This is a genomic window from Bradyrhizobium sp. HKCCYLS3070 (assembly GCF_051167575.1).
Classification (GTDB): Bacteria; Pseudomonadota; Alphaproteobacteria; order Rhizobiales; family Xanthobacteraceae; genus Bradyrhizobium.
The window spans coordinates 165,751-187,721 of the sequence record NZ_JBNPTI010000006.1; the positions used below are offsets into that span (position 1 = coordinate 165,751).

Below are 21,971 nucleotides of genomic sequence, written 5' to 3' on the forward strand. Positions count from 1 at the left end.
CGCTCGGGGCGGCTTTTTCAAGCCCCCCGGCGTCCGGCTAAGTCGTTGATTCTAGGCCGAGGCCCGCTGCAGCGTGCCGCTGTGGCGTTCCAGGAACAGTTTCTCCTCCCAGGCCAGCGCATGGGCGGCGATCGTTTCCAGATCGTCATAGATCGGCGTCCAGTCGAGCAGCGCCTTCAGACGGCTGGTGTCGGCGACCATGCTCATGATGTCGCCGGGGCGCCGCGGCGCGTATTGGACGGGAATGGCGCGGCCGGAGACGCGCCGGACGGCCTCGATGGTCTCGAGCACGGAATAGCCGCGGCCGTACCCACAATTCAGCGTGACCGAGCTGCCGCCGGCGCGCAGATAGGCCAGCGCGGAGCGGTGCACCTGGGCGAGATCGCAGACATGGATGAAATCGCGGATGCAGGTGCCGTCGGGGGTCGGATAATCCGTGCCGTAGACGTCGATCTTGGCGCGCTGGCCGGTGGCGACCTCCATCGCGATCTTCATCAGGTGCGTCGCCCCGACGGTGGCAAGCCCGGCTCGTCCGAACGGATCGGCGCCGGCGACGTTGAAGTAGCGCAGCACCACGTAGTTGAGGTCATGTGCCGAGGCCACGTCGTGCAGTATGATCTCGGCCATCAGCTTCGAGGTGCCGTAGGGCGAGGTCGGACGGGTCGGCGCGCTCTCGGGCACCGGCACCTCGTTCGGATTGCCGTAGACGGCCGCGGTCGAGGAGAACACGAAGCGGCTGACGCCGCGCTTGACCGCCGCATTCAACAGGCTGCGCGTGGTCATGGTGTTGTTGCGGTAGTAGAGCAGCGGATCGCGCACCGATTCCGGCACCACGACCGAGCCCGCCAGATGGATGATGCTGTCGACGCCGTGCTGGCCGATGACGCCGTCGACGAGATTTTCATCGCCGGCATCGCCGATGAACAGCGGCACGCCGTCGGGCACGAAGGCGGAAAAGCCGCTCGAAAGGTTGTCGATCACCACGACGCTTTCGCCGGCTTCCGCCAGCGCGAGCACCATGTGGCTGCCGATATAGCCGGCGCCGCCGGTCACGAGCACGGTCATTGTTTGACGCGATCCCTGTTTGTTTCCGGCAGACTAACGCCCGCGAAATGAACGACCTGTTGCGTGCATAGCGAACTGGCGGCGATGCTTAATGTTGCGTATAGGGAACCGCTGCAATTGGAGTTGAGTGTGCAAGCCGAGCCGTTTTCCGCCGCAGATCTCGACGTGATCGTGCCCAACCTGCACCGGCGCTATTCCGGCGTGACCGCGACCAACCGGATGGTGGCGCCGAAGCTGGCGAGGCTGGTGCGCGCGGCGTGGCTCGGCTCCTACGCGCCCGAAGGGATCGCGCGGATGCGCGCGAGCGATCTGTTCAAATTGTGGGGCCGGCGGCGGCCGCTGATCTGGCATGCCCGCCGCAACGACGAGATGATCGTCGGCGTGATCATGCGGGCGCTCGGCTGGCCGTTGAAGCTGGTGTTCACCTCGGCCGCGCAGCGCCATCACAGCTGGATCACGCGCTGGCTGATCCGCCGCATGGACGCGATCATCGCGACCAGCGACATCTCGGCGTCCTATCTGAAACGCGAAGCGACGGTGGTGACGCATGGCGTCGACACCGACGTGTATTCCCCGCCGGCGGATCGCGCCGCGGCCTTCGCCGAGAGCGGACTGCCGGGCAAATATGCCATCGGCTGCTTCGGCCGCGTCCGCGCGCAGAAGGGCAGCGACGTGTTCGTCGCGGCGATGTGCCGGCTGCTGCCGCGTTTTCCGGATTTTTCCGCGGTGCTGGTCGGCGCCGTGACGCCCGAGCAGATGCCGTTCGCGAGCGAGTTGAAGAAGCAGATCGCCGCCGCGGGCCTGGAGCAGCGCATCATCATCACCGGCGAGCTCGACATCGCCGACGTGCAGCGCTGGTACCAGCGTCTCACGATCTACGCCTTCACCTCGCGCAACGAAGGTTTTGGTCTCACGCTGATCGAGGCGATGGCGGCAGGAGCGGCGCTGGTCGCGGCGCGCGCCGGCGCGGCGGAGATCGTGGTCGAGGATGGCGTCACAGGCGTGCTGGTCCCGCCCGGCGACGTCGATGCGCTGGTCGCAGCGCTCGAGCCGTTGATGCGGGATCCGGATGCCGCACTGGCGATGGGCGCGCGGGCGCGGCAGCGGGTGGTGGAGAGGTTCAGCCTCGAGGCCGAGGCCGACAAGATCGCAGCCGTCTATCGCGAACTGGTCTGAGCGATGATGTCGGCGACGAACGCATCGAGATCGCCGCCGGCGAACAGGAAGCCGGGCAGGCCGGCGGCTTCGGCCGCCGCGATGTCCGAGGCGCGGTCGCCGATCACGAAGCTGCCCTCGCGCCTGATGGGCCAGTGCTGCATCAGGTCGAGGATCATGCCGGGCGCCGGCTTGCGCCAGGGATGCTCGCGCAGATAGCGCTCGACCGAGCCTTCGGTGTGGTAGGGGCAATAGCGGACGTCGTCGATCACAGCCCCCTGCGCCGCGAGCTCGGCCCGCATCCAGTCGTGCAGGTCCGTGACGTCATCCTCCGAGAACAGCCCGCGCGCCACGCCGGACTGGTTGGTGAACAGGAAGACGTGATAGCCGGAGTCATTGAGCCGCCGGATCGCCTGCGCCACGTTCGGCATCCAGCGGATGCGCTCCGGTGAGCCGATGTAGTTGTCGTCGTGATTGATGACGCCGTCGCGGTCGAGAAACGCCGCCGGCTTGAGCTGAGCGGTCGTCATCTAGCCCTCGTCCTGCATCAGCGCCGCCTCGATCATCTCGCAGATGCCATGCGCCGTCGCGAGATGGATCTGCTGGATCAGCGGCGTGTCGTCGCTCGGCGCCACCAGCAGCTCGTCGCACAATTCGCCCATCGGGAGGCCCTTGGCGCCGGTGAAGCCGACCGTGACCAGTCCGCGCTCGCGCGCCTTGCGCAGCGCGTTGAGGATGCTCGGCGAGCGGCCGGAGGTCGAGATCGCCAGCAGCACGTCGCCCGGTGTACCGAGCCCTTCGACCTGGCGGGCGAAGACGTGATCGAAGCCGTAGTCGTTGCCGATCGCCGTCAGCGCCGAGGTATCGGTCGTCAGCGCGATCGCGGCATAGGCGGGCCGCTCCTGCCTGTAGCGGCCGACGATCTCGGCGGCGATGTGCTGCGCGTCCGCCGCGCTGCCGCCATTGCCGACGATCAGCAGCTTGTGGCCGCGACGCAGCGCAGAGATGATTTTCGTTGCGATCCGCCCGGCGCTGGCGAGCATCGCGGCATCGTCGGCCGCGCGTTCCATGGCGGCGCGGGAGCGGGTGAGATGGTTGGCGATCGGGTTGAGGGCGCGGGTCACGCGGGCGGCTCAGGTTACGTCAGGGCCGGTGTATGGGGCGCGGTGTCGCTTCGCAAGCTGGTGCACGACCGGTATTGCCGCGTCGGCAAGGACCTGCTGGGCGATGGCGGCGACATCGGTCGCCGGAATGTCGCGCATGCAGCGGTGGTCGTTCATCCGGCAGACCGGCCGGTGGCAGGGCTGGCAGGGGACCTGTGTCCTGGTCTGGACCGTCGCCGCGAGGCCGTTCAGCGGCGCCCAATGGTATGGGCTGGTCGGACCGAAGATGCCCATGGTCGGCGTCCCCAGCGCCGCGGCGATGTGCATGAGCCCCGAATCATTGGAGATGGCGACGCTGGCCGCCGCCATGGCCAGGATGCCGTTGCGCAGGTCGGTTCCGGTGAGGTCGCGGACGTCCGGGCCGCCAGCGGTGACGATCTCGGCGGCGAGCGCCTTCTCGCCGGGGCCGCCGACCACCCAGACGTCGAGGCCGGCCTCGCGCAGCAGCCGGGCCGCCTCGCCGTAATAGGGCCAGCGCTTGGCGGCACCCACCGATCCCGGTGCCAGCGCCACGGCCGGGCGGTTCCCCAGGCCATTGGCCTCGCGCCAGTGCGCGACGTCCTCAGGCGGCACCCGCAGCTGCGGGAGCGGCCATTCCGGCGGCAGCGGCGCCCCGTCGGGCAGCGCCAGCGCGGCATTCTTGTCGATGAAGCGGGGCAGCGCCTTCTCGCCCCAGCGCCAGCGGTTGAGCAGGCCGAAGCGGATCTCGCCGACGAAGCCCACCCGCTCGGGGATGCCGGCCAGCGCCGGTGCCAGCGCCGATTTCCAGGTCCGCGGCATCACCAGGGCGGTCCGATAGCGACGTTCGCGCAACATCGCGGCGAGCTGCCATTGTCGGCCGAGCGCCAGCCGGCTGCGCGGCAGGTCCCAGACGATGCCGGAGCGGACCCCGGGCATGTAATCGACCAGCGGCGCGCACAGCGACGTCACCAGCAGGTCGACCGGCCGATTCGGCCAGCGCTCCTTGAGCACCCGCACCACGGTGTGGCCGCGCACGAAATCGCCGATCCACATATAGGGAATGATCAGGATCGGGCTGGTGTCCGCCGCGTCCACCTCGACCTTGGCCGAATTCGAATTCATTCTTTGTCTGCCTAGCTCAGGCGCGCTGGTAGCCGCTCGGCCGCCGCAGGTAAAGTGGGCCGAGCGGGCCGTCACCAAAGCGCTTACACTTTGCCGCCGCATGCGCTACGCGAGGGCCGGGGTTTTCGGGATCAGGACGGGTTGCGGAATGTTGCTGGTGACCGGCGGCGCCGGGTTTATCGGATCGAATCTGGTCGCGGCGCTGAACGACGCCGGCCGGACCGATGTCGTGGTCTGTGACACGCTCGGCAGCGAGGGCAAGTGGCGCAACCTGGCCAAGCGGCAGCTGGCCGACGTCGTGCCGCCTTCCGATCTGGACGCCTGGCTGAAGGGTCGCCGGCTCGAGGCCGTCCTGCACATGGGCGCGATCTCCGCGACCACGGTGGTCGACGGCGATCTCGTGATGGAGCGCAACTTCCGCAGTTCCTTGCGCCTGCTCGACTGGTGTACGGCCAACACCACGCCGTTCATCTACGCCTCGTCGGCGGCGACCTATGGCGACGGCGCGCAGGGCTTCGTCGATGAGCCGTCGCTGGCGGCGCTGAAGACGTTGCGGCCGATGAATCTCTATGGATGGAGCAAGCATCTGTTCGACATGGCGGTGGCTGCGCGCGCCGAGCGCGGCGAGAGGCTGCCGCCGCAATATGCCGGGTTGAAGTTCTTCAACGTGTTCGGTCCCAACGAGTACCACAAGGGATCGATGATGAGCGTGCTGACCCGCCGCTTCGACGACATCAAGGCCGGACACACCCTGCAACTGTTCAAGTCGCACCGCGAAGGCATCGCCGACGGCGACCAGCGCCGCGACTTCATCCATGTCGACGACGTCGTCCGCGTGATGCTGTGGCTGTTGGCCTCTCCCTCCGTCTCGGGCCTGTTCAACGTCGGCACGGGCCAGGCGCGCAGCTTCAAGGACATGATGCTGGCGGCCTATGCTACGCTCGGTGCGACGCCGCGGATCGAGTACATCGACATGCCCGAAGCGATTCGCGGCAGCTACCAGTATTTCACCCAGAGCAAGGTCGACCGGCTGTTGGCGGCCGGCTACAACGGCGGCTTCACGTCGCTCGAGGATGCGGTCGCTGGCTATATCCGGAACTATCTCGATTCCGCCGACCGCTTCCGCTAGACGATCTGGTTCCGACCATTGCACCGAGACTGCCGCTGATGTTCGACTTTGACGATCTCTCGCAAGCGATCGCCCGCCAGACGGTGCTGTGCATCGGCGACCTGATGCTGGACGAGTTCGTCTATGGCGAGGTGTCGCGGATTTCCCCCGAGGCGCCGGCGCCGGTCATCGCGGTCCAGCGAAGCGAGACCAATATCGGCGGTGCCGGCAACGTCGCGCGCAACATCGCCGCGCTCGGCGCCCGCTGCATCTTCGTCGGTCTCGTCGGGCAGGATGCGGTCGGCGACCAGCTGGAGGCCGAGCTCGCCAAGGAGGGCGGCATCGAGAGCGTGCTTGTCCGTGATCCTTCGCGGCCGACGACGCGCAAGGTGCGCTTCGTCTCCGAGCATTTCTCCACCCACATGCTCCGCGCCGACTGGGAGCGCGCCGCACCGGCGGCCGGCGAGATCGAGCAGAAGCTGATCGAGGCCATCCTGCCGCTGATCGCGCGGGCCGATATCGTGCTGCTGTCGGACTACGCCAAGGGCGTGCTCACGGCGCGCGTGTTGCGCAACGTGATCGACGCGACGCGCAAGGCCGGCAAGCGCGTCATCGTCGATCCCAAGAGCGCGAATCTCGCGATCTATCGCGGCGCGAGCGTGCTGACGCCGAACCGCAAGGAGTTTTCGGAAGCGACCCGCAGCCGCGCCGAGACCGAACAGGAGATCGCCGCGGCCGCGCAGGACGCGATCTATCTCGCGGACTGCGAGGCGATCCTGGTGACGCAGAGCGAGCGCGGCATGACGTTGGTCCCGCGCGAGGGTGATCCGATTCACGTGCCGGCCTATCCCGTGAAGGTGCGCGACGTCTCCGGCGCCGGCGACACGGTTGTTGCCGTGCTTGCCGCGACGCTCGCGGCCGGCGCCGCCTGGGCGGATGCGTTGCGGATGGCGAGCGCCGCGGCGGCGGTGGCCGTCAGCAAGCACGGCACCGCCAGCGTGACATCGGCCGAGCTGCGCCGAAAGATCCTGCCGCATGCCTATCGTGCCGCTGAGGAGAAGATCATCGAGAGCGATGACGAGCTCGCCGCCCGCGTCGAGGTCTGGCGGGGAGAGGGCCTGCGCGTGGGCTTTACCAATGGCTGCTTCGACATTCTGCATCCCGGCCACGTCAAGGTGCTGACCGCGGCGCGCGCCGCCTGCGACCGGCTCGTGGTCGGGCTGAACAGCGATGCCTCCGTCAAGCGGCTGAAGGGCGAAAGCCGGCCCGTGCAGGACGAGCGCGCGCGCGCCGAGGTCCTGGCCGCGCTCGAGGCGGTGGACCTCGTCGCCATCTTCGCCGAGGACACGCCGCTCCGCTTGATCGAGCTGGTCCGGCCGAGCGTCCTGGTCAAGGGCGGCGACTATACGCGCGAGCAGGTGGTGGGGCATGAGGTCGTCGAGGCCGGCGGCGGCGAGGTGATCCTGATCGACATCCTGAAAGGGCACAGCACGACCGCGCTGGTCGATCGCGCCCGGAGCGAGGCGCGATGAGCGCGCTGGCAGGTCATCCCGGCCCGGCGCTGCTGGCGCGCCGCTGGCGCGATCCGGCGGCGTGGCGGACGACGGTCGATGTCGTGGCGATTCTGCTGGCGGCCTCGCTGCCGTGGTCGACCTCGCTGGTGTCGATCCTCGGCGTCGTCATGCTGATCACGATGGTGCCGTTTCTCGATGTCGAGCGTCTGCTGCAGGTCCTGAAGCGGCCGATCTCGCTGGCGCCGATCGCGCTGTTCCTGCTGGCACTGGTGGGAACGCTGTGGTCGGACGTGGCATGGGGCTCGCGGTTCTACGCGGTGGGACCTGCGGCCAAGCTTCTGGTGCTGCCCGCGCTGCTCTACCATTTCCAGCGGTCGGAGCGCGGCCTGTGGGTCTTCACCGCGTTTCTCGCCTCCTGCGTGCTGATGGTCGTGGTGTCGACCGCGGTCGCGTTCAATCCTGCGCTCGCGCTCAAGGCCAATGCCGATCGCGGCATCTTCGTGAAGAACTACATCGACCAGGGCCAGGAGTTCTCGCTCTGCGCCGTGGCGCTGGCCTATCCGATCGCCCAGTTGCTGCGCGCCCGCCGCTTCCTTCCGGCCGGCCTGCTCACTGCGATCATGATCGCGTTCCTCGCCAACATGATCTTCATCGTTGTCTCGCGTACCGCGCTGGTGACGATCCCGATCCTGCTTGCGGTGTTCGGGCTGATCCACTTGAAATGGCGTGCCAACCTGCTGATCGCGGCCGTTGCCCTTGCGCTGGGCCTCGCGGCATGGACTGTGTCCCCGCAATTGCAGGGCAAGGTGGCGACGTTCACGAGCCAATATCAGGACTACAGGAACGATCGCGCGGTGACGTCGATCGGCGAGCGGCTCGAGTTCTGGCGCAAGTCGTTGCGGTTCCTGGCCGACGCGCCGCTGATCGGACACGGCTCGGGCTCGACGCGTCATCTGTTCGAGCTGGCCGCGAGCGGGTCGCGCGACCTCTCCTCGAGCCAGGTCGTCAGCAATCCGCACAATCAGACACTCTACGTGGCGGTCCAATGGGGGGCGCTCGGGATCGTGATTCTCTACGCGATGTGGGCCGTGCACCTTCTGTTGTTCCGCGGCGACGGGCTGGTGCCCTGGATCGGGCTGCTCGTCGTCGTGCAGAACATCTTCACATCGCTGTTCAATTCCCACATCTTCGATTTCCACGAGGGGTGGATGTACGTGATCGGCGTCGGCGTGGCCGGCGGAATGGTGTGGCGATCGCGGACGCCGCCTGATGCTGGGCAGGGGACGCTCGAACCATGACGCGTCCGTCTCAACTGACCTACCGGAATATGCTGATTGCCGCGCATGACCTCCTGGTCAGCGTCGTCGCGCTGTTCGCGGCGTTCTATATCCGCTTCGAAGGCGCCAGCACCTTCTGGGAGCGGGTGCCGCTGCTCTTACAGATCCTGCCGTACTTCATCGCCTTCAGCTTCGTCGTCTTCTACTTCTCGAGCCTTCTGACGACGAAGTGGCGGTTCATCTCGCTGCCGGACGCGCTGAACATCGTCCGCGTCGCGACCGTGCTGACGCTGGCGCTGCTGGTTCTCGACTACATCATCGTTGCGCCGAACGTCCGCGGCACCTTCTTCTTCGGCAAGCTCACGATCATTCTCTATTGGTTCCTGGAGATCTTTGCGTTGAGCGCGCTGCGTTTCGCCTATCGCTACTTCCGCTACACGCGGGTGCGACGGCACGCGCGGTCCGAGGACGCTGCCCCCGCGCTCCTGATCGGCCGTGCTGCCGACGCCGAGGTCGTGCTGCGCGGCATCGAGAGCGGCGCGGTCAAGCGGATCTGGCCGATCGGCATTCTCTCGCCATCGGCCGCCGACCGGGGGCAGTTGATCCGCGGCGTGCCGGTGCTGGGCGGCATCGACGATGTCGAGGATGTCGCGGCCGACTTCGCCCGCCGCGACCGGCCGATCGCGCGCGCCCTGATGATGCCGACGGCGTTCGATCCGGACTGTCATCCTGAAACCTTCCTGATGCGGGCGCGCCGGTTGCGCCTGATCGTGAGCCGCCTGCCGTCGCTGGAGAGCGGCGATGCGCCGAGGCTCGCGCCGGTCGCGGTCGAGGACCTCCTGCTGCGGCCGAGCGAGAAGATCGATTACGGACGTCTCGAAGCGCTGGTGCGTGGCAAGGCGGTGGTCGTCACCGGCGGCGGCGGCTCGATCGGGGCCGAGATCTGCCAGCGCGTCGTGGCATTCGGCGCGGCGCGGCTGCTCATTCTGGAGAATTCCGAGCCGGCGCTCTACGCGATCACCGAGGTGCTCGCGGCCGATCCCGAGGCTGCCGTCGCCGTCGAGGGGCGCATCGCCGACATCCGCGATCGCGACCGGGTGTTCGCGCTGATCGGCGAGTTCAAGCCGGATCTGGTCTTCCATGCCGCCGCCCTGAAGCATGTGCCGATCCTCGAGCGCGACTGGAGCGAGGGCGTCAAGACCAACATCTTCGGCTCGATCAACGTGGCCGATGCCGCGGTGGCCTCAGGGGCCGAGGCCATGGTGATGATCTCGACCGACAAGGCGATCGAGCCGGTGTCGATGCTCGGCCTCACCAAGCGCTTCGCCGAAATGTACTGCCAGGCGCTCGATCGCCAGCTCGCCGACCGGCCGGTGGGACGGCCGCCGATGCGGCTGATCTCGGTGCGCTTCGGCAACGTTTTGGCGTCGAACGGCTCGGTGGTGCCGAAGTTCAAGGCCCAGATCGAGGCGGGCGGTCCTGTCACGGTGACGCACCCGGACATGGTGCGCTATTTCATGACCATCCGCGAGGCCTGCGATCTCGTGATCACCGCGGCCTCGCATGCGCTGGCGCCGCAGCGCCCGGACGTCTCGGTCTATGTGCTGAACATGGGCCAGCCGGTCCGCATCGTCGAACTGGCCGAGCGCATGATTCGCCTGTCCGGCCTGCAGCCGGGCTACGACGTCGAGATCGTGTTCACGGGCATCCGGCCCGGCGAGCGCCTCAACGAAATCCTGTTTGCGAGCGAGGAGCCGCCGGTCGAGATCGGTGTCGCCGGCATCATGGCCGCCAACCCGAACGAGCCGCCGATGCCGACGCTGAAGGCCTGGATCGCGGCGCTCGATCAGGCGATCGCGCGCAATGATCCAGTGACGATCAAGTCGGTGCTGAAGGATGCGGTGCCGGAATTCGGCTCGAGCGCGGCCTGAGTCTTCAATGGCGCCGCCGCGAGAAGCGGCTCAGCACCCAGGTGACGGCGCCGAGACCGAAGATGAGCAGGATGGCGTCGGCCGTCATGGAACGCTGCGCGACCGAGATGGCTGCGAGCGTCGCAAGCACGACGTTGAGGATGAACACCTCGCTGACGACGCGCGAGACGGTGAAGCCGTTATCGGTGGCCTGTTGATAGAAATGCGTGCGGTGCGCCGCCCAGAATGGCTCGCGCTGCGCCATCCGCCGCAACAGGGTGAAAGTGGCGTCGATCAGATAATACAGCGGCAGCAGCAGCGCCGCTGCGACGTCGCCCTGCCAGGCAAGATGGAGCAGGCCCCAGCCGAGCAGCAGCCCGATCGGCAGGCTGCCGACATCACCGAGAAAGACCTTTGCGACGGGACGGTTGAAGGGCGCAAAGCCGAGCATGGCGCCACCCAGCGCCGCAGTGATGGTGGTCGCCGGCCAGGGCAGTTCACCGGAGAGGCCAAACAGGACGAGCGCCGCCGTGATCGGCACCGCCTCGGCCACGGTCATCAAATCGAGCCCGTCCATGAAGTTGACGAGGTTGACGAACCACAGGCCGGCGATCAGCAGCAGCGCGCGCTCGACCGCCAGCGGGATCGGAAACAGCCTGAGATCGTCAGGCGCGGTGAATACGACGAGGCCGACGGCCAATCCCTGCAGGACCAGGCGCGGCAGCACCGGGATCGGCCTGATGTCGTCGATCAGGCCGACCAGCGCCAGCATCGGCACGGCGATGAACAGCATCAGCAGCGGCGCGAAACCGGCCACGGAGGCGAACGCGCCGCCGACAACGATCGTGGCGCCGATCACGGCAATGCCGGCCCCCTGCGGCGTCGGGATCTTGTGCGACGAGCGCGCATTCGGCCGCGCCAGCGCGTAGCGTTGGAGCACTGGACGCAACAGCACGATCAGGATGGCGCACATCGCGGCCGCGAGCACGGCGATGGCGGCAAGGACCGCGGTGGGATCGGCGATCATCCGCGGACCTCTGCGGCCGAGATGAGGCGATCATAGAGCGCCACCACCGAACGGCCAATGATCCTGGCCGAGAGCTTGTCCTCGACCAGTTGACGGGCCGCCGCGCCATAACGTGCGCGCATCTCGGGCGACGCCGCCAGCTGCGCCATCGCCTGCGCGAGCGCCGCCGCATCCTCGACCGGCACGGCGAGTCCGGTCTGGTCGTGGATCGCAATCTCGCGGCAGCCGGGTGCATTGGTGGAGATCAGCGGCCGGGCGCAGGCGGCGGCCTCCAGCAGGCTGACCGGAAGTCCTTCGCGATGCGACGGCAGCACGGCCACGTGGCAGCGGCGCCAGAGCTCGGTGATGTCCTTGATCTGGCCGAGCAGGGTGATGCCGGGTTCCTTCCGCCAGGCCTCGACCTCCTCGGCCGAGACTGAGGCAGGATTGGCCGGATCAGGCGAGCCGGCGATCAGCAACTGGTCGTCGCGGCCCTGCTGGCGCAGCATGCGGTGCGCAGCGACCAGGGCGCGGACGCCCTTGTCGGTCAGCAGCCGTCCTGCGAAGCCGAAGGTGATCGGCCCGTCCGGTTCTGGCAGCGGCTGGAAGCGGTCGGTATCGACGCCCGAGCCCGGGATCAGCGTGATCTTGTCGCCCCGGACGCCCATGGCTTGAAGCGCCTCGCGATCGTCGGGATTCTGGACCAGCACGCAGCTCGGTGTCCGGTTCATGAGCTGCGGCAGCAGCCACAGCAGGCCCTGCTTGAGCAGACGCGAGCGCCAGCTCGCCGATGTGAACACATAGCCGAGGCCGGTCATGGCGTTGACGACCGGAGTGGTGCGTCCAAGCGCGGCGAGCGAGCCGAGCACGCTCGACTGCAATCCGGAATGATGCACCACGTCGGGGCTGATCGCAGCCTCGACGGCGCGGATCGCGCGGATCGTGGGCAGGGCTGATGACGGCGACAGCCCGCCGCGTTGGAACGGGATCGGATGCAGCACGAACCGCTCGGCGGCGATCGCGGCGGCGCCGGCATTGACGTTGGTCGCGACATGCACCTCGTAGCCGGCCTCGCGCGCCGCGCGCGCCATCGGCAGGCGATGCATCAGGAAGGCGTAATCCTCGTTGGCCACGTAGAGCAGGCGGCGCGGCGAAGCGGAGCGGGGCGGGGGCATCAAACTCACGGTGTAGGATGGTCGAAGCGCCGTATAGGGCAAGAGCGGCCCTCGCGCGAGCCGTTATCTGTCCTGCGGCGGGCGGAAACCGCCCGCCGGGCACCCTTCGCCCGCCGAATGGCGGAGACGACGCCTCGAATGCCGCCGGTCTCAGACCAGATGGAAGCTCGACAGATGAGACAGCAGCTCGGCCGTCGACACGTGCTGAATCGTGATGGTGTCGAGTGCCGGATCGGTGATGACGGCGTTGCCCGCGGCGTCGTCATGGATGGCGGCCTGCAGCGTGGACGGGTCCGCGAAGATGCTCTGGCTGAACACGATCTTGTCGGTGCCGACCGCAAAGTCGGCGATGTTCACCTGACCGAAATGCTCGGCGAACACGAAGGTGTCGTGTCCCTGCAGCGACACCGATGAGGATGCCGCGCCGGAGATCGAGGTCCCGGAGATCAGAGTGCCGCCCTGGCCGTCCGCTGCGAAGTGAAAGCTGTCCTGCGACAATGGGCCGACGAAGTGCAGCGACGCGCTGTTGGGCCCGTCGCTCAGCGACAGCATTCCGCTCGTCTCGTCGAAATGCGTCTGAAGCGATGTGAATGCGATGCTCTTGAGATCGATCTGAGCGGCGGTGCTACCGAATCCGATGAGATTGCCGCTGAAATCCGCCGACGCTGTCAGGTTCTGACCGCCGGCAGGCGTTGCCGATTGTGGAGCTGCCAGCAGCGGGCTGTTGGAGGAGGGAACACCGATCGTGCCGTCGCCGTTGAAGTCCTGATGGAATAACGTTTCGAGGTTCTCAGCCGTCGTACTTGTCCCTGATACCCACCCGCTGAGGTTCGCCTTGTAATTACCATCTCCATCTGCGGTTGTGAAGGTGAATTGACCGGTGGTCGGATCTTTCCAGGCAATGTCGTAGCCCGATCCGATCTGAATAGCGCCGATCGGAATCGTGTTGCCGAGTTGGCCGACGACCACCGGCGCGCCGCCGATCTTGATCGTCGGGCCGGACCCACCGGTGTAGAGACCATAATTGTTGTCGATCTGGACCAAGCTGGTCGATCCATCGGTCTGAATGACCATTGGTGCGGATATGCCGATCACACCGTCGCTATTGAAGTCCTGGTGAAAGGTCGTTTCGAATGTTTTGGCCGTCGCGCTCGTTCCCGACACCCATCCGCTGAGGTTGGATGTGTAGTTGCCGTTGCCGTCGGCAGCAGTGAAGGTGAACTCGCCGGTCGTCGCATCCTTCCAGGCAATATCGTAACCGGACCCGACCTGGATGGCGCCGATCGGGGTCGTGTTGCCGAGCTGGCCGACGACCACCGGCGCGCCGCCGATCTTGATCGTCGGGCCAGAGCCGGCAGTGTAGAGTCCGTAGTTGTTGCCGACCTGGACCAGGCTGGTCGATCCGTCGACCTGGATGACCGTAGCGACCGGCCCGATCGTGCCGTCGCCGCTGAAATCCTGACCGAAGACGATTTCTTCGGACATCGCCGTCGCGCTACTCCCGGACACCCATCCGCTGAGATTGGACGTGTAGTTGCCGTTGCCGTCAGCAGCAGTGAAGGTGAACTGGCCGGTGGTCGAATCCTTCCAGACGATGTCGTAGCCGGACGAGGTGTGAATCGCGCCGATCGGGGCGGCATTTCCCAACTGGCCAACAACGACGGGGGCACCGCCAATCTTGATCGATGGACCCGAGCCGTTGACGTACATGAAATATTGGTCGGCGATCTGGAGCAGACTCGTGTCGCCGTTGGCGTGGACAAGCGACGCAGTGACTCCGACGGACCCGTCGTGGTTGAAATCCTGCCCGAAGGTTGTTTCCTGGAGTTCAGAAGTCAAACTATTTCCCGAGACGATGCCGGAAATGTTCGACGTGTAGTTCCCGTTATTGTCGGCGGTCGTGAAGGTGAACTGATTCGTACCTGCGACCTGCCAAGCGATGTTGTATCCGGAGCCCGTCTTGATGGCGCCTACCGGCGCGACGCTGCCGAATTCACCGACCGTGACGGGCGTGCCCCCGTACTTCATTTCAGGGCCGGTTCCGGTCGTCCTGCTGATGAGATAATAGCGGTTTCCCACCAACGTCAGGCTGGTGTCGCCGTTCGTCTGGATCACCGTGCCGGACGAGCCGGTCAGGTGAAACCCGAGTGCATCGAGCTGCTTGAGATCCACCGCCGTCAGCGTCTGCAGCGTGCTGTAGGTGTAGAACTCGTTGAACGGATCGTTGCCGCCCTGCACGCCGCTGTTCAGGAAATCGCTCGGGTCGGACGACTGGCCGTAATCGGCGAGCTTGGTATAGCCGCCGTCGAGGGAGAAATACGCGGTCGACGCCGTGGCGCCGCCGGTCATCAGGCGCGCGCCTGGGCTCGAAAAACGATAGAAGTCGAAAATGTCCGGCTGCGGACCGTAGGGGACGCGGCCGAACGCATGCGTGAGCTCATGCAGGGCCACGCCGACCAGCAGGCTCGAATTGATATCGGTGGCGAACGTCGCGCTGCCGTCGTCGGTGGTGGCATCGTTGGCGCCGAGGCCGCCCCACAGCTTCAGCTGCGAATTCCACACCGCGACGTAGGACTGTCCCTGGATGCTGGATCCCGCCGGCAGGGCATTGAAGGTGGTATCGCCTGGGCTGGCATAGTTGATCAGGTTGGACCTGACGCTCGAATAGCTCATCCACTGGCCGCCGTCAGGACCGGCCGCCGCGCCGCCGCCGACGCCGCTATAGTCGATCTTGATGTTGACGGTGATATGATCCGAGATCATCGAGGTGAGGATCGCGGCGGCCTGCTGAATGCCGGCGCGAAAGCTCGCCGGTGCATTCATCGCCGCCGTGTCGAACAGCAGATTGATTGTCAGTCCGCCGGCGCTCACCGCGGTGACCGCGCCGATCCCGCCGAAGTCGCCCTGCGCGAGCTGGGCCTGGACCGCCTCGTCGGGCAGCTCCACGGGATTCGACGGCGGAGGGACCCCCGCGTCGTACGGAGGTGAGGTCGTGACCGACTGTAAGGTGGACACTCCGGGCATTGCCTCAGTTCCGGCTAATCGCATGAGCGGCGCATGGCTCGACCGTATCGACGCGCTGCCGAGCCGAATCGCGACCATCCCAAGTTACAGGGCATCGATCTTGCTCGGAGGTTAACGGGAGCCCCGAAGCACTGGAAAACGACCCGCGATGGCCGTCGCGGGCGTTGATCGAACCGAGGCCGGGTTACGCGTTCAATGCAGCAGCTCGGGCAGACGGTCCAGGAACGCGGGGACCGGTAGCGCAGCACCAAAATTGTAGGGGTTGCTGCTGAGCGCTGCGCGATAGCGATCAAGCTGCGGGCCGCCCTCACGCAGGGATCTGCCGGTTCCGTCCAGGCAATCGAGCTTGTAGCGGACGGCTGCCGTGATGTCCTGTGCGGTATTGGGGTGGATTTCGAGCCCGTGACGGGCCAGCACGGCGGTGTCGATCAGCAGCGCCTGCAGCGGCTGGCGGTAGGTCTCTCGCAGCGAGAGGTAGCGCCGTCCACGCCGGTCATAGACCGGCCGCACGGTGAAGTCGGTGCGGTCATGCCAGAACTGGCAGTCGTTGGAGATGCAGTTGACCAGCAGCATCGGCGTTCCCAGCGCCTGCACGGCCGTGGTCAGGCCCGATGTCGTGCCGACGAACAGACGAGCTGCGGCGCAGAGATAGAGGTCCATCTCCGCCGATTTGATGTCGCTGTGCGCGTAGTCGAACACGCCGGCCATGCCGCGCAGCGGCGTCATGCTGCGATCGCCGAGCCTGACCACGGCGCCGCCGCGTGAGGTGATTGCGGCGATGGCGTCCAGGTAATCGCCGACATTGGCGGAGCGATGCTGGCGCGTGGTGCCTGGTCCGTCGCCATGATAGCCGCCCTCGCGGATGTGCATCGCGACGAACCAGTCCGCGGTGACACCTGCGGCGCGCAGCCTGGCAGCCCCGGTGTCCATCAGCTCCGGTGGGACCTTCACGATCGGCAGCCGCCGCTGTTCGGCCCAGGCGACCTGCGCGCGCGACGCCGCGTGGGCCCATGGTTCGGCCAGGCCGCCCTTGCCGCGGACGGCGATGAACTGGTCGCCGACCAGCCGCTGATAGGGCAGCAGGTCGTGGACGAGAGCAGGGTCCTCGACGATCGTGACATGCGGCGCGAACAGCCTGAGGAACGGTTGGTTGACCACCTTGCTCGCCGGAGCAAGCAGGACGTAGTTGGCCCGCGGCAGCATGCCGAGCGCGGCCATGCGCAAATGGCAGTCGATGAAGCCGATGTGGCCGATCAGCGTCACCCATTCGTAGCCGAGCAGCCGGACCGGGAGCGCGGGATCGAAGATGCTGCTGGCGCCGGCAATGCGCCGGATCAGCGCGTCGGGAATCGACCATTTGGCCGCCAAGGCGTCCTGATGGTCGAGCGCGGCCTGATAGCAGCGGAACGTGTCCTCGTAGCGGCCCTGGTGATAGAAGTTCTCGCCGAGCTGGATCAGATTGTCGTAGATCAGGAGCTCGCCGGCATGCTCCAGCTCCCAGGCGCTCGGCGTGTAGGTCGACGGATCGTAGCCGCCGGCATAGTTCTGGTGCGCCATCACCGAGCGGGGATCGCGTGCGACCGACGCCTCGAAGCAAGCGGCGGCCTGGACGTGGTCGCCGGCCAGGGCATGGACGGCGCCGAGCTTGCGCAGCGCGTTGCCGTCGCCGGAGGCCGCAGCCGCTGTCAGGAAATGGGCCGCGACCGGCAGATTGCCGCGATACATGTGGGCGACGCCGACCGCGAAATTGATCGCGAAGCTGTCGATCGTCTCCGGCTGCGGCACGTCGCGCACGATCCGGTCATAGGCGCTGCACAGCGCCAGCGTGGTGAAATAGGCCTGCGCGCCCACACCGGCCCGCGCGCGCACGTTGCTGCGGAAGATCAGGTTCAAGATCCGCACCGCACGCAGCGCACTCGGCTTGCGGCTTGCGGCGAGATGAACCTGCGCGGCGGCGGCCAACGTGGTCGAGGTCGTCAGCGCCAGCAAACGGCCGAGGCGCGATCCCCTTGCCAGTTGCCGGTCCATCAGCCGGAGCAGCGTCGCCCCGGCCGGCGCAACGATGAGCCTGCTGTCGACGATGTTCGCGGCGCGAGTGGTCAGCGGAAGCAATTGCCGGCGCCGCGCGCTCAGGAACGCATAGAGACGAAATGCGGAGGCCGTCAGCCACGTCCGCGGCGACCAGCGGCTGCGCGGCGCCTCCGGCGATGGTGGCGCCGTCGGCGTCGCGCGGATCGGCGCAGGCGCCGCCTTCGCACCGAGGCGGCGCCGGAGCGAGCCGAAGGGGGCGCGGACCGTCATGACGCGCGATAGCCGGGCGTGGCGGACAAGATCGCCCGTCGTGTGGCGGTCTGGGCGAGCAGGCGAGACAGCGACATCGGCCGCGTCCGCAACGTGATCCAAGCTAGCGCAGCAAGGCGGCCGCTTGAGCCGAGGCTCAACATCAGCCCAAGCAGGTGCGTATCGAGCGCATTGCCGTCGAGCAAGGCGGATACGCGCGCAGCCTTGGCCGACGCTGCCGTATCGCCGCCCAGTACCATTCGCGCGGCGCCGAAGCGATTGCGCCGGGCGAACACATCCTCATACCCCTTTGGGAACAGCCTGCTTTGCGCAATCAGCGCGCCGATCTCCGCGAGCTTGGCGTTGAGCGAAGCCGGATCGGTTGCGGTCGCCGTCGAATAGTTCTGGCCGTGAATCCGCCAGTAGCCGAGCGCCTCGGCGATGAAGCAGCAGCCATAGGTCAATGCCAGCCGCCGGGCGAGAAACGCGTCCGAGAACGAGCCGAGCTTGACGTCGAATCCGCCGAGCGCCTGCAAGGCCGTGCGGCGGTAGAGCGAGGTGGTGCCCGAAAAGTAGTTGTCGCCAAAGCGCAGCGCGTGGCGAACGTCGGCCGGCGCCAGCATCGCCGATGCGGAAGCCGGCAGCATCACCGGCCGCAGGATCCGTTTTGCGGACGGTCCCTGAGGGCCGATGATCTCGCAGCAGGCGAAGACGAAGCCGGCTTCGGGATGGGTGGCCGCCTGCGCCATCGCCTTTTCGAGATAGGCCGGATGCAGCGCGTCGTCGGCCCCGAGAAAACCGATCCATTCGGTGTCCGCGATCGCCAGCGCCTCGTTCTGACCGCGCACGACGCCCTGGTTGGTCTCGTGGCGGATCAGTCGCCAGCTCGGCCGGCTCGCCACGAAGCGTGAAATGACCGCGATGCTGTCATCCGTCGAGCAGTCGTCGATGATGATGACGCGGTCGGGGGCGCGGGTTTGGTTCGCGATGCTGCCGAGCGACTCGGGCAGGTAGTGGGCGTGGTTGAAGTTCGGGACGACCAGCGTGACGGTCGGGGAGGCAGCGCGGGCGGTCGTCGTGGTCATGGTTCAGCGAGCTTCCTGCCGCATGCTGTCGAGCCCGGCCGCTCAAACCTTGGGCAGCTCTTTCAGAACGTCGTCCAGGGCGCCGAAGGCCCGCACGCGGCCGCCATCGAGATAGAGCCCGAGATTGCAGGTGTCGCGCAGCAGGCCATGATCATGGGTGGCGAGCACGACGATTCCCGAGCGCATCGTGATGTCCTGCAGCCGGCCGTGAGTCTTCTTGCGGAACTGCGCGTCACCGACCGCGATCCACTCGTCCATCAGGATGATGTCGCCGTGAATCGAGGCTGCGATCGAGAACACGAGACGCAGTAGCATGCCCGAGGAATAGGTCCGGATCGGCAGCTCCAGATAGTCGCCGAGCTCGGCAAATTCGGCGATCTCGGGCACGCGCTGCTCGATCTCCTCGGGCGAGAGCCCGAGGATGAGGCCGCGGGTGCGAATGTTCTCGTAGCCCGAGGCCTCTTCGTCCATGCCGAGACCGATGTCGAACATCGGAACGTTACGCCCTACGGTCCGCAGCGAGCCGCGCGTCGGCTCGTAGATGCCGGCGAGCACGCGGATCAGCGTGGTCTTGCCGGCGCCGTTGTGGCCGATCAGGCCGAGCCGGTCGCCCTGCTTCAGGGTGAAGCTGATGTCATCGAGCGCCTGGACGAACTGGAACGAGCCGTCGCTCTTCGAGACCCGGCCGCCGACGCGCGAGGCCGCCTTGATGGCCAGATGCCGGAATGATCGTGCGTTCGGCGGCGCGACCGGAAATTCGATGCCGATTTGCTTGGCTTCAATGAGAGTCATTCGAGGCGGATCCAGAGCTCCCGGCCATGATGTCAGGCCCAATACACGACGCGCGACCGATAGCGCGTGTAGATATAGATCATGGCGGCGGTCAGGACCGCGACCGATCCAATGGCACCGGCCCAGGTCGCAAGGCCGGGAACGTCGCCCATCAGCGGACCGCGCGTGACCGACAAGAGATAGGCGATCGGATTGAGCGTGACGATGAGCTCGCCGCCGCGGATACTCGACGGTTCCCAGATGATCGGAGAGATGAAGAACAGGAGCTGCAGCACCGCCGCCATGACGGGCGGCACGTCGCGATAGCGCACGCAGATCATCGAGACGATCACCGAGGCGCTGACGACGAAGACGTAGACGATCATCAGGCCGAGGATGGCGAGGACCATTCCGAACCCGACCGACCATGGATAGACGAGCCAGATGAACGGGATCACCGCGATGTTGTGCAGGAAGATGATCAGGTTGCGCTGAACCATGCGCATGACATGGATCAGGATCGGCATGTCGACGGCTTTGATCATGCCGCCTGCATTGATCATCGTGTAGCAGGCCTCGCTGAGCGAAGACGAGATGAAGCTCCAGATGGTCATGCTGACCATGAAGTGGGGCAGGTAGGTCTTCATGTCGGCGCCGAGGAAGCGGCCAGCCACCGTGCCCATGATCAGGGCGGTGATCGCGTTGGTGGCCGTGATCCACCACGGGCCCAGCATGGTGCGGCGGTATTTCGATCGGATGTCACCGGCAGCGAGCGCGCGCCAGGTGACGTGACGGGTGATGAAAGGCGCGATGTCCTCGCGGCAGCGCGCCCAGGAGATGCGACGCCGATCCGCAACCACGAACCGCTCGACCTGTCCATCGGTCAGGGTGGTCATCCTTGTACCTCACGAGAGCCGTAAGTGTTTGTCTTACCAGCTGAATGCGGTTGGACGCCCGCCACGCCGGCGGCCAATCGCCGGGGCTTGCTGGACCATGTTACGAGGGCACTGTCAACCGGTCAGCTCAGGCCGCCGCCGCGGCTCAGATCGCGACCGAGCCCGAGGCGTCGACGATCCGCGGCTCCGGCAGCGGCACCAGGAATCGACCGCCTGCGTCCAGGTAGGCCTGGTTGCGCTTCAGGATCGGGTCCGCATAGATCCAGGCGAGGATGACGACGATGTCGGGCTTGCGCGACGCGAGCTCGCTGGAGGGCAGCACGGGGATGTGGGCGCCCGGGCTGAAGCGGCCGTGCTTGAGCTGGTTGTCGTCGACGATGAACTTGATCCGGTTCTCCAGCTCGAAATGGTAGAGCAGGGTGGTGGTGGTGGTCGAGGCGCCGTAGGCCGCGACCAGCTTGCCCGCGGCGATGGCCTCGTCGAGCGTGGCGAGCACCCGGCGCTTGCAGTTTTCGATGGCGACGAACCAGTCACGGTAGATCTGCGGCTTGGTGACGCCGCGCCGTTCCTCCTCGGCGATCAGCGTCGACAGCTCCGCCGAGCGCGGCCGCTTGCCGGTCGATTTCGGCTGCGCAAAGGCGCGGATCGAGCCGCCCTTGGTGCCGGTGCGTTCGACGTGGAACAGCGTCATGTCGTGCCGGTTCAGGAAGGTCTCGAGCGGGATCAGCGCGTGATGCGAGACGTGCTCGTGGTAGATCGTGTCGAACACCATGTTGTCGATCATGTCGACGATGTAGGAGACCTCGAACACGAAGGCGCCGTCGTCGGCGAGCAGGAGGCGGATGCCCTTCACGACGTCGGACATGTTGTCGATATGCGCAAACACGTTGTTGGCGCAGAACAGCTTGGCTTCGCCCTGCTCCGACTTGATGCGGGCCGCCAGCGCGCTGGTGAAGAAATCCGGGATCGTCGGCACGCCTTCCTTGGTGGCGGTCGCCGCGATGTCGCGGGCGGGGTCGATGCCCTGCACGCGCATGCCCTCGTTCTTGAACGCCTTGAGCAGCGAGCCGTCATTGCTGCCCATCTCGGCGACCAGGCTGCCCTTGGGGATGGCGAGCGAGGACACCACCGATTGCGCATAGCGCTTGAAATGCTCGACGAGGCCGAGCGAGACCGAGGTGCGGTAGGTGTAGTCGCGGAACAGGATGTCGGGATCGACGACGTCGAGATTCTGCAGATGGCCGCAGTCGAGGCAAAGATAGCAGTCGAGCGGGTAGAGGTCCTGCTTCTCGCCCAGCCGGTCCGCCGTCACGAACGCGTCGCCGATCGCGGAAGGCCTGATCGGCAGCACGTGATCGAGCGAGGTCGAGCCGCACAGGCGGCAATCGGTCTTGTGCTTGACGTGCTGCATGAGGTGTCGATCCTGGGTTGGCGATCCCGCAGGCGGGACGGTCGGCCG

At 66.6% G+C, this 21,971-nt stretch carries 17 protein-coding genes; 5 read left to right on the forward strand and 12 right to left on the reverse strand.

Annotated features, from left to right (window positions below):
• Window positions 1–51 precede the first annotated feature (51 nt).
• Entirely contained in the window at window positions 52–1,065 is a 1,014-nt protein-coding gene (galE, locus tag ACQR03_RS20650; RefSeq protein WP_315753283.1) for a UDP-glucose 4-epimerase GalE, read from the reverse strand.
• Window positions 1,066–1,194: 129 nt separating this feature from the next.
• Here galE and ACQR03_RS20655 point away from each other — a divergent pair, with 129 nt between their 5' ends.
• Window positions 1,195–2,241, forward strand: a complete 1,047-nt coding sequence (locus tag ACQR03_RS20655) for a glycosyltransferase family 4 protein (protein ID WP_315753281.1) — start codon at window positions 1,195–1,197, stop codon at window positions 2,239–2,241.
• On the opposite strand, the gene ACQR03_RS20660 is transcribed toward ACQR03_RS20655, so the two are convergent.
• From ACQR03_RS20660 to waaF, 3 genes are all read right to left on the reverse strand, one after another.
• Window positions 2,223–2,750 carry a D-glycero-alpha-D-manno-heptose-1,7-bisphosphate 7-phosphatase gene (locus ACQR03_RS20660; RefSeq protein WP_315753279.1) on the reverse strand — a complete coding sequence of 176 codons (528 nt, stop codon included), beginning with the start codon at window positions 2,748–2,750 and terminating at the stop codon, window positions 2,223–2,225. The genes ACQR03_RS20655 and ACQR03_RS20660 overlap by 19 nt on opposite strands.
• Window positions 2,751–3,290, reverse strand: coding sequence for a D-sedoheptulose 7-phosphate isomerase (locus tag ACQR03_RS20665; RefSeq protein WP_409998677.1), 540 nt, complete (start codon window positions 3,288–3,290; stop codon window positions 2,751–2,753). It lies immediately after the preceding gene.
• Window positions 3,291–3,353: 63 nt separating this feature from the next.
• Window positions 3,354–4,466 (reverse strand): lipopolysaccharide heptosyltransferase II, encoded by a 1,113-nt coding sequence (gene waaF, locus ACQR03_RS20670; RefSeq protein ID WP_315753276.1) that lies wholly within the window; start codon window positions 4,464–4,466, stop codon window positions 3,354–3,356.
• Window positions 4,467–4,614: 148 nt separating this feature from the next.
• On the opposite strand from waaF, the gene rfaD reads away from it, so the two are divergent.
• The 4 genes from rfaD to ACQR03_RS20690 are packed head-to-tail and all read left to right on the forward strand — an operon-like array spanning window position 4,615 to window position 10,296.
• The gene (gene rfaD / locus ACQR03_RS20675; RefSeq protein WP_315753274.1) at window positions 4,615–5,595 is read left to right on the forward strand and encodes an ADP-glyceromanno-heptose 6-epimerase; all 981 of its coding nucleotides are present in this window, start codon (window positions 4,615–4,617) and stop codon (window positions 5,593–5,595) included.
• A gap of 38 nt (window positions 5,596–5,633) precedes the next feature.
• The gene (gene rfaE1 / locus ACQR03_RS20680) at window positions 5,634–7,106 is read left to right on the forward strand and encodes a D-glycero-beta-D-manno-heptose-7-phosphate kinase (protein ID WP_315753272.1); all 1,473 of its coding nucleotides are present in this window, start codon (window positions 5,634–5,636) and stop codon (window positions 7,104–7,106) included.
• Complete coding sequence (locus ACQR03_RS20685; protein ID WP_316201826.1) at window positions 7,103–8,386, forward strand: O-antigen ligase family protein; 1,284 nt, start codon at window positions 7,103–7,105, stop codon at window positions 8,384–8,386. Before rfaE1 ends, ACQR03_RS20685 begins: the two co-directional genes overlap by 4 nt.
• On the forward strand, window positions 8,383–10,296 hold the full coding sequence (locus tag ACQR03_RS20690; RefSeq protein WP_315825085.1) for a polysaccharide biosynthesis protein: 1,914 nt from the start codon (window positions 8,383–8,385) through the stop codon (window positions 10,294–10,296). The genes ACQR03_RS20685 and ACQR03_RS20690 overlap by 4 nt, the downstream gene beginning before the upstream one ends.
• Before the next feature lie 4 nt (window positions 10,297–10,300).
• Here ACQR03_RS20690 and ACQR03_RS20695 read toward each other — a convergent pair whose 3' ends face one another.
• The 8 genes from ACQR03_RS20695 to ACQR03_RS20730 all read right to left on the reverse strand — a co-directional run bounded on the left by ACQR03_RS20695 (window position 10,301) and on the right by ACQR03_RS20730 (window position 21,923).
• Window positions 10,301–11,302 carry a glycosyl transferase gene (locus tag ACQR03_RS20695; protein WP_316201827.1) on the reverse strand — a complete coding sequence of 334 codons (1,002 nt, stop codon included), beginning with the start codon at window positions 11,300–11,302 and terminating at the stop codon, window positions 10,301–10,303.
• On the reverse strand, window positions 11,299–12,456 hold the full coding sequence (locus ACQR03_RS20700) for a glycosyltransferase family 4 protein (protein ID WP_315768705.1): 1,158 nt from the start codon (window positions 12,454–12,456) through the stop codon (window positions 11,299–11,301). The genes ACQR03_RS20695 and ACQR03_RS20700 overlap by 4 nt, the downstream gene beginning before the upstream one ends.
• Before the next feature lie 150 nt (window positions 12,457–12,606).
• Complete coding sequence (locus tag ACQR03_RS20705) at window positions 12,607–15,480, reverse strand: NF038122 family metalloprotease (protein ID WP_434841817.1); 2,874 nt, start codon at window positions 15,478–15,480, stop codon at window positions 12,607–12,609.
• A gap of 192 nt (window positions 15,481–15,672) precedes the next feature.
• Window positions 15,673–17,781 (reverse strand): TIGR04372 family glycosyltransferase, encoded by a 2,109-nt coding sequence (locus tag ACQR03_RS20710; protein WP_434841818.1) that lies wholly within the window; start codon window positions 17,779–17,781, stop codon window positions 15,673–15,675.
• Window positions 17,778–18,845 (reverse strand): glycosyltransferase family 2 protein, encoded by a 1,068-nt coding sequence (locus tag ACQR03_RS20715; RefSeq protein WP_434841819.1) that lies wholly within the window; start codon window positions 18,843–18,845, stop codon window positions 17,778–17,780. Before ACQR03_RS20715 ends, ACQR03_RS20710 begins: the two co-directional genes overlap by 4 nt.
• Before the next feature lie 42 nt (window positions 18,846–18,887).
• On the reverse strand, window positions 18,888–19,637 hold the full coding sequence (locus ACQR03_RS20720; protein WP_315712834.1) for an ABC transporter ATP-binding protein: 750 nt from the start codon (window positions 19,635–19,637) through the stop codon (window positions 18,888–18,890).
• Between the two features lie 32 nt (window positions 19,638–19,669).
• The gene (locus tag ACQR03_RS20725; protein WP_315712833.1) at window positions 19,670–20,512 is read right to left on the reverse strand and encodes an ABC transporter permease; all 843 of its coding nucleotides are present in this window, start codon (window positions 20,510–20,512) and stop codon (window positions 19,670–19,672) included.
• Between the two features lie 145 nt (window positions 20,513–20,657).
• A complete protein-coding gene (locus ACQR03_RS20730) occupies window positions 20,658–21,923 on the reverse strand; it encodes a methyltransferase domain-containing protein (protein WP_434841820.1) in 1,266 nt (421 codons plus the stop codon).
• Window positions 21,924–21,971: the final 48 nt, after the last annotated feature.

Bases quoted from the DNA above. Each gene is read 5' to 3' on its own strand.
- galE (WP_315753283.1), bottom strand. From the start codon at position 1,065: ATGACCGTGCTCGTGACCGGCGGCGCCGGCTATATCGGCAGCCACATG.
- ACQR03_RS20660 (WP_315753279.1), bottom strand. From the start codon at position 2,750: ATGACGACCGCTCAGCTCAAGCCGGCGGCGTTTCTCGACCGCGACGGC.
- ACQR03_RS20665 (WP_409998677.1), bottom strand. From the start codon at position 3,290: ATGGAACGCGCGGCCGACGATGCCGCGATGCTCGCCAGCGCCGGGCGG.
- waaF (WP_315753276.1), bottom strand. From the start codon at position 4,466: ATGAATTCGAATTCGGCCAAGGTCGAGGTGGACGCGGCGGACACCAGC.
- rfaD (WP_315753274.1), top strand. From the start codon at position 4,615: ATGTTGCTGGTGACCGGCGGCGCCGGGTTTATCGGATCGAATCTGGTC.
- rfaE1 (WP_315753272.1), top strand. From the start codon at position 5,634: ATGTTCGACTTTGACGATCTCTCGCAAGCGATCGCCCGCCAGACGGTG.
- ACQR03_RS20685 (WP_316201826.1), top strand. From the start codon at position 7,103: ATGAGCGCGCTGGCAGGTCATCCCGGCCCGGCGCTGCTGGCGCGCCGC.
- ACQR03_RS20690 (WP_315825085.1), top strand. From the start codon at position 8,383: ATGACGCGTCCGTCTCAACTGACCTACCGGAATATGCTGATTGCCGCG.
- ACQR03_RS20695 (WP_316201827.1), bottom strand. From the start codon at position 11,302: ATGATCGCCGATCCCACCGCGGTCCTTGCCGCCATCGCCGTGCTCGCG.
- ACQR03_RS20700 (WP_315768705.1), bottom strand. From the start codon at position 12,456: ATGCCCCCGCCCCGCTCCGCTTCGCCGCGCCGCCTGCTCTACGTGGCC.
- ACQR03_RS20705 (WP_434841817.1), bottom strand. From the start codon at position 15,480: ATGCCCGGAGTGTCCACCTTACAGTCGGTCACGACCTCACCTCCGTAC.
- ACQR03_RS20710 (WP_434841818.1), bottom strand. From the start codon at position 17,781: ATGACGGTCCGCGCCCCCTTCGGCTCGCTCCGGCGCCGCCTCGGTGCG.
- ACQR03_RS20715 (WP_434841819.1), bottom strand. From the start codon at position 18,845: ATGACCACGACGACCGCCCGCGCTGCCTCCCCGACCGTCACGCTGGTC.
- ACQR03_RS20720 (WP_315712834.1), bottom strand. From the start codon at position 19,637: ATGACTCTCATTGAAGCCAAGCAAATCGGCATCGAATTTCCGGTCGCG.
- ACQR03_RS20725 (WP_315712833.1), bottom strand. From the start codon at position 20,512: ATGACCACCCTGACCGATGGACAGGTCGAGCGGTTCGTGGTTGCGGAT.
- ACQR03_RS20730 (WP_434841820.1), bottom strand. From the start codon at position 21,923: ATGCAGCACGTCAAGCACAAGACCGATTGCCGCCTGTGCGGCTCGACC.